At 37.7% G+C, this 11,158-nt stretch carries 12 protein-coding genes and 1 pseudogene; 3 read left to right on the forward strand and 10 right to left on the reverse strand.

Translation table 11 applies throughout. The annotated features are described in order from the left end of the window. Window positions 1-413: 413 nt before the first annotated feature. Window positions 414-1,124 carry a fumarylacetoacetate hydrolase family protein gene (locus ACMUMJ_RS02835; protein ID WP_414677285.1) on the reverse strand — a complete coding sequence of 237 codons (711 nt, stop codon included), beginning with the start codon at window positions 1,122-1,124 and terminating at the stop codon, window positions 414-416. Between the two features lie 255 nt (window positions 1,125-1,379). Then, complete coding sequence (locus ACMUMJ_RS02840; protein ID WP_414677286.1) at window positions 1,380-1,928, reverse strand: DUF2058 domain-containing protein; 549 nt, start codon at window positions 1,926-1,928, stop codon at window positions 1,380-1,382. A gap of 120 nt (window positions 1,929-2,048) precedes the next feature. Here ACMUMJ_RS02840 and ACMUMJ_RS02845 point away from each other — a divergent pair, with 120 nt between their 5' ends. Next, window positions 2,049-2,810, forward strand: a complete 762-nt coding sequence (locus ACMUMJ_RS02845) for a sulfite exporter TauE/SafE family protein (protein WP_414677287.1) — start codon at window positions 2,049-2,051, stop codon at window positions 2,808-2,810. Window positions 2,811-3,207: 397 nt separating this feature from the next. Here the strand turns inward: ACMUMJ_RS02845 and ACMUMJ_RS02850 are convergent, their stop codons facing one another. Further along, window positions 3,208-3,417 (reverse strand): cold-shock protein, encoded by a 210-nt coding sequence (locus ACMUMJ_RS02850; protein WP_414677288.1) that lies wholly within the window; start codon window positions 3,415-3,417, stop codon window positions 3,208-3,210. A 177-nt stretch (window positions 3,418-3,594) separates the two neighbouring features. Then, window positions 3,595-3,804, reverse strand: coding sequence for a cold-shock protein (locus ACMUMJ_RS02855; protein ID WP_414677289.1), 210 nt, complete (start codon window positions 3,802-3,804; stop codon window positions 3,595-3,597). Window positions 3,805-5,006: 1,202 nt separating this feature from the next. Here ACMUMJ_RS02855 and ACMUMJ_RS02860 point away from each other — a divergent pair. After that, a complete protein-coding gene (locus ACMUMJ_RS02860; RefSeq protein WP_414677290.1) occupies window positions 5,007-5,897 on the forward strand; it encodes a LysR substrate-binding domain-containing protein in 891 nt (296 codons plus the stop codon). Between the two features lie 21 nt (window positions 5,898-5,918). On the opposite strand, the gene ACMUMJ_RS02865 is transcribed toward ACMUMJ_RS02860, so the two are convergent. Next, complete coding sequence (locus tag ACMUMJ_RS02865; RefSeq protein ID WP_414677291.1) at window positions 5,919-6,311, reverse strand: GFA family protein; 393 nt, start codon at window positions 6,309-6,311, stop codon at window positions 5,919-5,921. A 188-nt stretch (window positions 6,312-6,499) separates the two neighbouring features. Here ACMUMJ_RS02865 and ACMUMJ_RS02870 point away from each other — a divergent pair, with 188 nt between their 5' ends. Next, window positions 6,500-7,453 (forward strand): LysR family transcriptional regulator, encoded by a 954-nt coding sequence (locus tag ACMUMJ_RS02870; RefSeq protein WP_414677292.1) that lies wholly within the window; start codon window positions 6,500-6,502, stop codon window positions 7,451-7,453. A gap of 74 nt (window positions 7,454-7,527) precedes the next feature. Here the strand turns inward: ACMUMJ_RS02870 and ACMUMJ_RS02875 are convergent. The 5 genes and pseudogenes from ACMUMJ_RS02875 to trpS form a co-directional block, all read right to left on the reverse strand. Then, window positions 7,528-7,644: pseudogene (locus tag ACMUMJ_RS02875) on the reverse strand (IS30-like element ISVsa7 family transposase); the annotation flags it as partial. Between the two features lie 117 nt (window positions 7,645-7,761). Beyond that, on the reverse strand, window positions 7,762-8,073 hold the full coding sequence (locus tag ACMUMJ_RS02880) for a hypothetical protein (protein WP_414677293.1): 312 nt from the start codon (window positions 8,071-8,073) through the stop codon (window positions 7,762-7,764). A 486-nt stretch (window positions 8,074-8,559) separates the two neighbouring features. Next, on the reverse strand, window positions 8,560-9,066 hold the full coding sequence (locus tag ACMUMJ_RS02885; protein ID WP_414677294.1) for a chemotaxis protein CheW: 507 nt from the start codon (window positions 9,064-9,066) through the stop codon (window positions 8,560-8,562). A 116-nt stretch (window positions 9,067-9,182) separates the two neighbouring features. Continuing rightward, window positions 9,183-10,049, reverse strand: coding sequence for a Tim44 domain-containing protein (locus ACMUMJ_RS02890; RefSeq protein ID WP_414677295.1), 867 nt, complete (start codon window positions 10,047-10,049; stop codon window positions 9,183-9,185). 12 nt (window positions 10,050-10,061) lie between these two features. Continuing rightward, complete coding sequence (gene trpS / locus ACMUMJ_RS02895) at window positions 10,062-11,069, reverse strand: tryptophan--tRNA ligase (RefSeq protein WP_414677296.1); 1,008 nt, start codon at window positions 11,067-11,069, stop codon at window positions 10,062-10,064. Between the last annotated feature and the right edge of the window lie 89 nt (window positions 11,070-11,158).

The following is an 11,158-nucleotide window of genomic DNA, read 5'->3' on the forward strand; positions in this document are numbered from 1 at the left end:
AACATTTCATACTAAATCCACCACATATGACAGATATTATGAACTTACACTTTAGTGCTTTTTCACAAGTCTAAATAAAACCTATAAAAGTCAATCAATTTAAAAAACGTACACATAAAATACACACTTATTTTTTATTTGTATGAAGACGAGAATGAAAACAAACTAAGAAGGAGAGTAAAACGAGAGATAAAAAAGAAGAAGCATACCGACATTCAAATTAAATTCTGCCAGAAAGAGCAAACTGAGCAGAACTCATTCAAATTGGAGACACACATTGACAATGTCAAGCTGAATTTTTCTAATAATCAACACTAGGTGCACAATACACATTCAATGTTTACAATCATAAAGCAAACAATATCACTGTAGACCATCTAGTTAGCACTAAAATTAGGGATCTAACCTACTATTTATTCGATGACTTTTAGCTGGAAGCCTCCAATCCCTTCAATTGACACGTCGATCGTCTCACCAATTTCAACAGAACCAACATTTTCTGGCGTCCCAGTCATAATCAAGTCGCCTGCATGCAATTCAAACATACTCGACAATCGACTGATCACTTCAGTAACAGACCAAGTTAAGCACGATAAATTACTTTTTTGTTTAGTTATACCATCAACCTTCAGTTCAATAGAACCTCTATCTAATATACCGATGTGCTGGACCATTTTGATTGGAGAAAGAGGGGCCGATTGCTCAAACGATTTTCCAATTTCCCAAGGGCGGCCTTTTTTCTTTGCCTGAACTTGTAAATCTCTGCGAGTCATATCCAAGCCAATGGAATAACCAAAAATAGCGTTCAAAGCATCCTTCTCGGAAAGGTTTCTCCCTCCTTTAGATAACGCAACGACTAATTCAGCTTCATACTCATATTGATTGGTCCCTGATGGATAGGAAACCTCAGACACATCAGAGAAAGTGACATTTAACACACTTGAAACATCTTTACAGAAGAAAAATGGAGGGTCACGTTCCGGGTCATCGCCCATTTCCCTTGAGTGCTGGGCATAGTTCCTACCAACACAAAATATACGATTTACAGGAAAACGTTGATCTGATTTATCAATAGCAAGAGAGACAATGTCTCTTGGTGAGAATAGATAGCTTTGTTTTTTCATGTCCTATTTAACCTTAATAAAAACCGTACAGACTTAAAACAGCCTCAAATAAAACAACATTTTATTGACCCATATCATGATAGATAAGTATATCCTCAACACAATCATAATAACTTATGATAAGTCAGTTTAGATACAAATGAGCTCGTCCTATGTGAAGCATTAATTCGAAATACCTATCCTTATATTCTCTATAGAATATGTTGTGATGGATTAGTTACACAAAATTAATTACAGTCTCTACAAAGCCCAAATTTACCACATTAAATCGTCTGGTATTTTGAAATCCGCATAAGGATCATCTTCATCATCGATATCCTCTTGCCTGTCATTACACACCAAGATGTAAGACTCGTCTCTTTGACTGATTTTTGCAGCAACAGGCTCAGCAATCAATTCATATACGCCATCAAGTTTAGCAATGGCTAACACACCATTTGAAAGTTGGTTGTGCAGTTCTTGGCTGATGTACAATTTTTTCACTTTTTTATCATCTTTAAAATGATAAGCAATATCCCCCTCTTCTTTACGAATTTTATTTACCTCTATCATTTGGCGAATTTGAGCCTGTACGGCTTTTTTTAACGCCGCCTCTTCTTTCTGCTGATTCAGTAATCGGTCTTTTTCAGCCTTTTCTTCTTTTTGCTTTTTCAACTCCATTTGTCTTTGATTTACATCATCCGCTTCTGCTTTACCATTTTTTACTTTTTGCTTATGCTGAAGCTTTTCTGCCTTTAATTTATTCGCTTTCTTTTTATTAACTAACCCAGATTTCATGAGTTGCTCTTGAAGAGATTTTGACACCTTAATTTTCTCCTTATCAAATTTTTCATTAAAAACAAAAAGATAAAAACTCTTATTTTCCATCAAGAAAAGGTATATTAGTTGCTCTAATTAATCATCAATTCTAAATGGACTCCAGCAATGGACATGAGCTTCACCTACATCGCCCTTCTTTTGGGTACAGGGTTTATCGCAGGTATTATAAACACTTTAGCCGGCGGTGGCTCTAACCTTACACTACCTGCCTTAATGGTAATGGGGATGCCTGCTGATATAGCCAATGCAACCAACCGCGTAGGCGTTTTATTGCAATCTATTGCCGGTATTATAGGCTTCAAAAAAGCCAAAAAACTGGACACTTCAGACATAATGCCTGTCATGATACCCACTTTAATCGGAGGGGTGGTTGGAAGCATTATTGCGTCATTTGCACCGCCAGAACTATTAAAACCATTGCTACTTTCAGCGATGATAGCCATGACAATCATAATGCTGGTTAGACCGAGTATTATATCTCCTCCTCCGGGCACTATTCCACACAAGGTGAAAGATAGGCCAAGCGCCTGGATCGCTCTATTTATTGCAGGAGTATACGGCGGCTTTGTACAAGCGGGAGTTGGATTTATTTTAATAGGAGCACTTGCAGGAACATTAAGATACGACCTAGTTAGAACAAACGCACTAAAAATGGTTTGTACCTTAGCGTTTACCAGCCTAGCTATTAGCGTTTTCATTTGGAATGATCAAATTTTATGGGCACCAGGTCTGACGCTAAGCATAGGTACGGTCCTAGGCTCTCATTTAGCTGTAAAATTTGCCATTAAAGCAAACCCCAAAACCTTAAAATGGTTCTTATTTATTATGACACTATGCGGAAGTACTGCTGCATTACTGTCTGACTAAGAAACAATAACCCTACACAGCAGAAGCACCATATCTTATCAGGACAATGTATTTTAACCTGATTAATGCATAGATACGTCTCAAACGAAATACTTACCATAAAATCTTAAACGAATTCAGTATCAACTGTCTTTTATATCGTATATAAGGTTAAACGCATTTTTGCACCGCTTTAACATAAAGAACTAAAGATTGAGAGATTGAAATGAACACTACTAACAATGAGTAAAAAATCTATTTAATATAGACTAATTATGGCTAAAAATAACCGTCAGAAGCTTACTAATTAGCTCCTCTCAATTAATAATATGACAAAATAAAGGCATAAAAAAAAGACGACATACGTCGTCTTTTTTGAAAGATCATATCGCCCTGGAACTAACCAGAAACATATTCCTTATAAAGGAGTTACGTTTTGCGCTTCTGGACCTTTTTTGCCTTGAGTTACTTGAAACTCAACTTTTTGACCTTCAGCTAAAGTTTTGAAACCGTTAGAATTGATCGCAGAAAAATGAACAAAAACGTCAGCACCTTTATCTTGAGTGATAAAACCGAAACCTTTAGTTTCATTGAAAAATTTAACAGTACCAGTTACTACTTCAGACATAATTTATTACCCTGTATTTTATATAATAACTCTTATGAAAATTCATTTTTTATAAGAGGGAATCCTAAAAAATAAACAATTACATACAAATGTATACTATTTATTTTCTATAATACGACCTAAGCCGAATTCATCTCAAAGAACAGATCGCTCTGGAACTAACCAGAAACATTTTCCTTATGCAGGAGTAACGTTTTGCGCTTCTGGACCTTTTTTGCCTTGAACCACTTGAAACTCAACTTTTTGACCTTCAGCTAGTGTTTTAAAGCCACTAGAGTTGATCGCAGAGAAGTGAACAAACACATCAGGGCCGTTATCTTGAGTGATAAAACCGAAACCTTTAGTTTCGTTGAAAAATTTAACTACACCAGTTACTACATCAGACATATTCATTATCCTGTTAATCTATAAGTCACATGGAAAAACTCCAATGTGGATAGTGCCAAAAAACTCGGTATTACTTATGTAAGTACAAGATTGAGCATTACTGATGTAATATTCGTAACTCTGGACATAAATATTGCCAACTCTTTATAACAAGGCCATTCTAGTACCAAAACTATGTAAGATCAACCCTATGTTATACTTATTTTATACGAGCATCAAAAATCGAACTTAATACTTTATCAATCAATAAGTTAAAGGGATTTTTATAGAAAATTAATTTTTAATATCTTATAAAAAAGCAATAAAAAATGATTCCCCTCCTCTTTATTATCTTCGTCACTTAAAAATAAATAATCACATAAAATCAAACCTGCTCTACATCAATATTTCCTTAAGGAAGGTGCGAATAAGTCCTCTTGTCTCAGCATGTGGATAAAAGCCGGCTATTCGAGGCGAGTATCGAATGTGAATAGCGGGCCTATTTTCGAGATACTCAACAAAGAATACTGGCTTTTAGACCATGCCCTGCGGGTCTTTCAGAGAAACCGTCACATTTCGTTACGACTCTTTGGAAGGTATTAACATTCCTGCAGAATCGTGCCTTATTTGACGGTTTCTCTGAAAGACTGAGTCTTAGTAGACTTATTCGCATCTTCCTTAACCAACAACAAAGCAACATTGATAAATGATGTAAAAACGTATTTCGATTCATAACTGAAGTTTACCTCATGAAAGTAGCTGTTTTTTCTAGTAAAGCGTACGACAAGCAAACGTAAAACAACGAAAACTGTTACGACAATATACAACTAGAATTTTTTGAAAACAGACTAAGCGTAGAAACAGTCAACCTCACACAAGGCTTCGATATTATTTCTTGCTTTGTTAATGATCAAGAAGCGATAGATGCCTTATATACTGGAAAAATAGGTTACCTTGGCTTAGATGTTTACAAACAAGAAGGTGCATTATTTTTTGAGGATATCAGGAATTATTATTCAAGACAGTATTTTTTAGCTCATGTTAACCTTTCCTAATAGTAGTTGTAACCAGACATCAAGGTTACTTTACAAATACAGCGCTTTCACATATTGCTCGAACAACATTAGAAAATCTATATAATCATAAAAACAACAAACCGAGTAATCGACAACTTACTCATCATATCTCACTATGGTGCTCTTGCTAGCAAAGAAAAACGTTTTATGAAAATCACATTAAGACAGTTACAAATTTTTGAAGCCGTTGTTCATACAGGTTCCGTTACTGCTGCCGCTGATTTAGTAGCCATTAGTCAGCCCGCTGCCAGCCAAGCATTGAGGGAGTTAGAAGCGCTTTTAGGTAGACCTCTCTTTCGTAGACATGGAAAACGCTTACAAATCACACCTCAAGCAAGACATTTATTACCTCAAGCAAGAGCCGTTTTAAGTCAAATAGAACAAATAGAGAGTATGGGGAACTCCGATGAACTAAGCGGCTCTCTTCAACTCGCATCCAGTGTTAGTGTGGGGAACTATCTTTTACCAAAACAAATGTCGGAGTTCCAAGAAAGTCATCCAAACATTCGATTTAATTTAGAAATCGGTAATACTCAAAACGTCATTCAACAACTCTTAACAGGCAAAGCTGAGGTTGGGTTTATTGAAGGGTATTGCCAACACCCAGAACTGCTAGTTGATATTTGGCTTCAAGATGAAATGGCAGTGTTTGGCTCATCCCAGTTAGACGGGCCTGAAGCGCTTTCATGGAATGATTTGGCAGAAGCAAACTGGGTTATGAGGGAAGCAGGGTCTGGCACTCGAAACATTCTAGAACAAGCCATTGGTTCAAATCTTCCTCAGTTAAAAATCAGCCTATCTTTAGCTCATATGGAGGCAGTTAAGCAAGCAGTAATTCATAAGATGGGGCTAGGCTGTTTGTCCAAACTGGCGTTAAAACAAGAGCTCGATGCAGGCTTAATCAGGTTGTTCAAAACCCCTTTAGAGCTAAATAGAAAATTGTTAATTGTGACTCCAAAAGGCTCGGCTTTGACTCAAAACGCTCAAAAATTTGTTGAGCAATGCAAGCAAATAGAACTGTCATCGCTGATTAATTAAACGGTCAACTTAAAAGCGCTATCATCGCTCTTTTGAGTACTGTGGCAACTCATCATTTATTGAGTACCAATCCGCTTTGGAGGAGACATAAATATGACATTCAGGCTGAATTGTTGATTTATCATCAAGAATCGCTAATGGAATGTCTAAATGACTCGGGTAATCTTTATTGTAGTAGTAAAGATTACTGCCACATTCTTTACAAAAGCCCCTCTTTACCTTTTCAGAAGATTCAAAACAACGAACTTTCTTTTTCCCAGATATCCACTCAATATCATTTTTTAAACAAACACCATAAGCAACACTACCTGCTCCATGACTTTTTCTACATTGCCCACAATGACAATAAGAAGAGCTAATAAAGGGAGATTTTATCTCCATTTGAACAAGACCACATAAACACGACGCTTTCATATTTACATACACTTTCTAATCAAAAAAACAGATAGAGTGAAACGAGCTCAATCAACTTTATCACATATTAACAATAACTCTCCACAGCAGAGCAACAACACTAAAAGGCTAATGATCATTGAGGTTTTAGATTTTACCTGTAAAATTAATTCACATAAGGAATAAATTCAAATCAGAACATAAAAAGTATGAATATTAATAGAATCGATCTTAACTTACTCATCTATTTAGACGTGCTACTCAGGGAGTGCAATGTTACCCGCTCAGCAAGCAAGTTAAACATTACTCAACCAGCAATGAGTAATGGACTAAAAAGATTAAGAGACTTACTAGGTGACCCACTATTAGTACGAACAAGCGAAGGCATGAAGCCAACTGAAAAAGCACTACGGCTTCAACCTATTGTCCGTAAAGTATTACTGGAACTTGAAGAGGCATTGCAACCTGCGGCAGACTTTAATGCAAAAACCAGCACTAGAGTATTTCGCATTATGGCCAGTGACTATGCAACCTCAACCGTTATTCCTTTGCTGCTAAATCGCCTACGTGAAAACGCACCAGGAATTACACTAGATATTATGACACCAAGCGATGTTACTTTTCATGATGTCGAAGCAGGGAAAATTGATATGGCCATTAATCGATTTGATGAGCTCCCTCAATCATTCCATAACAAAAGTGTATGGATGGACTCTTTCGTCTGCATGATGAGCGTTAACAATCCTATACAACATAATTTCAACCTAGATGCCTACCTCACATCACAGCACATATGGGTAAGTAAAACAGGATTTGGCGTTGGCGTCGGCATGGATCCGACCGATGTTCAAAAGTTAGGTTGGGTTGATGAAGCGTTACAAGCAATTGATAAAAAACGCAGCATCCGAGTTTTCACTCGAAGCTACCATACAGCGATGCATCTCTCTCTTGAACAAGACCTTATTGCCACATTGCCTAAAAAGGTTGCAATGATCAATAAAAACAACCCTGATTTGGTGATTTTAGAACCGCCTTTCTACATCCCTCCTATCGAACTAAAAATGATTTGGAGCCCATTACTGCATCATGATGCAAGCCATATTTGGTTCAGACAACAAGTAAATGAATTGGCTAGGGAGTTCCAATTAAAAAATAACTATTAAATCCTTATAAGTCATTTATTAGTATACAATATAATTATTAGCTAGCTAGTGCAAAACAGGTTGACACGTTCCGCTTCGATGGATAACGCTGCTATGCACATACCTTTTGGAAAATAACAACGTAATAAGCCATTAGTATTCTCGTTTAATCCCCGCTACCAAAAATGATAAGGTTTGGCAAAGTAGACTTTGCAATCGATCGATTTAGCTATTTTTCTCATGCCCTGCAAACTCTCCACCGTTATAAAACGTCACTGTTTTACAGAGATTTTTGAACGGCTTAAGCATTTTGATTATCGCTCGCGTCACTAATTTTTTGACTTGTTTTTAACACGACATGTTAATAGTGCCTTTATTACTCGCTCAGTTAAAGTCACCAAGTAACTATCTTGACAATACACTGTACCACCTTCCCAATGTCCAATTTCTTCTTTATCTACAATATCAGGCCGTTCATCAATGTCTACCCGGTTAGGTATTCGCTTTGCGACGGTATCTACCCCTTTACGAGGTTTGTAAGGTTTTTCTTTACGAGCAAGTAAGCTGGACCAGCGATACTGTTTAGCTAAGTTATAGATACCTGTACATGAAAGGCTTATAGAGAACCCTTCTCGTTTCATTCTACCTGCTATCTGCTCAGTGGCCTAACAGAGAGTGTACAATATCTTGAACAGAAGCATGTTGACAGAATTTAACCGCTTTTTTACGTTTTTTATGCTGTCTAAGTGTGCTGATTCTGCATCATAACTGCCACCGTTGCACCGAGTTAACTCACGACAAATAGGTTTATTACTGCGATCAAGCAATTGAGATATTTTTCTAGCTGAGAAATCCAGTTTAATGTATATCTAAATCTGGTATCTTTCTTCAAGTGTCAGTTGCTTGTATTGGTCTTCCATTGTGATAACCTCTCAGTGAATTGTTTGAGAGCCTAAATCATACAAGCAACTGACCCTCATTTCTATTTCTACTGTGTCCATTATTACTTTAATCTAGGGGTTTCTTTCAACCTAGCGGGGTTGCGTACTTCACTGGGCAAACAAAAAGAGCCAGTATCAGCCGGCTCTTTTTATAACGTTATTCTTTAATATTGTTCAGCGTCGGAATTACATCGCTTCGATACCAAGAGCATCGTTTCTTTCAAACATACGATTCAGTTCAAGCAAAATAACAAGCTCTTCTTCTTTCTGGTAAACGCCTTGGATAAACATTAATGCTTCATCATTACCAACACTCGGGCTTTGTTCAATTTCACCTTGATATAAGTAGAAGACTTCTTGTACAGCATCAACCAAAAGGCCAACTTGCTCGCCTTCATGCTCGATAATAATAATTCGAGTATTATCAGTGATTGTACATTCAGGTAAGCTAAAACGAACGCGAGTATCAACAACCGTTACAACATTACCACGTAAGTTCACAATACCTAATACGTAAGAAGGAGCGCCTGGGACAGGGGCAATTTCACTGTAACGCAAAACTTCTTTGATTTGCATTACATTAATACCATACGTTTCATCAATAAGCTTAAAAGTTAAGTATTGAAGTAACTCACCTTTCTTGCTTTCCACTACGGTTTTGCTGGAATCTTTAAGTGTCGCAATCTCAGACATGGCTTACATCCGTTTTGATTCTGTTTAATCGGGGAAATTTGCTAACCAGTTTCACTAGCAGTTCTATATAGTCTAGCGAAAAGTTAGCAGATTTACCTTATTTTTTTAAGTAACAATTAGTTACCTTGCTCAATCCCAACAATTGTCCAATTGGAATGTGCGTCTGTTATACTTTTTTCCAAATGCCACAACTCTTTCGTATCAGAAGTGTATTCACCTTCTTTAATCCAACCGGTAAATTCTAAACTGATGGATGCTGTTGAGCCGATGTACTCACCACGAACCAAATTCGCAGTCACAGACACAACCTCAGTCTTAGGCTTATCTTCGCCTAATTTATGACGCTCTTCTTTTAACAAGTTATACAACTCAGGAGACACATAATCTTGAATTTCTTCAAAGTTATTCTCATCCCACGCCACTTGAAGTGCCTTGTAGTGATTGGTTGCATCATCAACAAATGCTTCTGCATCAAAGCCTGGAGGGAATTGCATCGCTTGAGCCGATGATTGACCACCGAAACCACCTGTGCTGTTACTGCCATAGGTAGGTTGATCCATGTTACGAAACATTTGATTGTCCGGAGCCCCCATACCAGCCGCTTGAGCTGCTTGACGACGTTTGGGAGCAATAAAGAATTTGTAGATCAAGAATCCAACAACAGCAAACAATAAAATATCACCGAATGCAAAACCGTCAAACGTGCCACCGGCAAATAGGGACGCAAATAAACCGCCTACTAATAGGCCACCAAGTAAACCACCACCTAGACCACCTAGGAAACCACTTTTTTTAGTTGTACCAGCTGCTGTTCCTGATGCTTTTCCAGAAGAAGTTGGTGCAGCCGCTTGCTTTGGTGTAGAGAAACTCTTACCAAAACTTTTACCACCGCCAAACTTTTTAGCTTCCACATCACTACTGTAACCACCAACACCCAACGAAAGCGCAAAAGCGACTATCAAAGCATATACACTTGACTTCATAACTCACTCCTATTAATTAAAATTCACTAACCCAACAGATTCTCTTAATTCTTTTAACAAACCTTGAGCACGGATACGGGCTTTTTTTGCCCCAGCTTGAAGGATTTCTTCAACAACTTCAGGTGTTGCCATTAATTCATTGTACTTTTCTCTGGCGTCAGAGAGTTCGCCATCGATCAATTCAAACAACTCTTTCTTTGCTTGTCCCCATGCAATGCCATCAGCAAACTTCTGCCTCATTTCTGCTGTTTTTTCTGGTGTAGCAAAAGCTTGATAGATTTCAAAAACCGTTGAGCCTTCAGGGTCTTTCGGTTCACCGGGCTCTAATAAGTTGGTAACAATCTTATTAATCGCTTTCTTTAATTTCTTTTCCCCATCAAAAAGAGGAATCGTATTGTTGTAACTTTTGCTCATCTTACGGCCGTCTAAGCCTTTTAACAAAGACGTCTCATCTCCTACAACCGCTTCAGGTAAAACAAAATGCTGACCAAAGATATGATTGAAGCGCCCAGCAATATCACGCGCCATTTCAATGTGCTGAATTTGATCTCGACCCACAGGCACTTTCTTTGCGTTAAACGCCAAGATATCTGCTGACATCAAGACGGGATAACAAAATAGTCCCATTGTCACACCATAATCTGCATCTTGATTCGATGCGATATTTTCGTCTACGGCGGCTTTATATGCATGCGATCGATTCATTAATCCTTTACCTGTCACACAGGTCAATAACCAATTCAGTTCGGCAATTTCCGGAATGTCAGACTGACGGTAAAACGTTGCTTTTTCAGGATCTAGACCGCAAGCCAACCAAGTAGCGGCAATTTCCAAACGAGACTGTTGAACTCTAGCTGGATCATGGCATTTAATTAATGAATGAAAATCCGCTAGAAAAAAATACGCTTCATTGCTATCAATACGACTTGCTTCAATTGATGGACGGATCGCACCAACGTAGTTGCCTAAATGAGGCGTACCTGTCGTAGTAATTCCTGTTAAAACAATCTCTTTCGTCATGTGTTCCTACTTAACTCACAAATAAAATTTGACGCCTACACTAACATAATTTTATGCATTAAAAATCAGACTCTACTTCAAATGATTGG

This window comes from Marinomonas phycocola, from assembly GCF_047525455.1.
Classification (GTDB): Bacteria; Pseudomonadota; Gammaproteobacteria; order Pseudomonadales; family Marinomonadaceae; genus Marinomonas.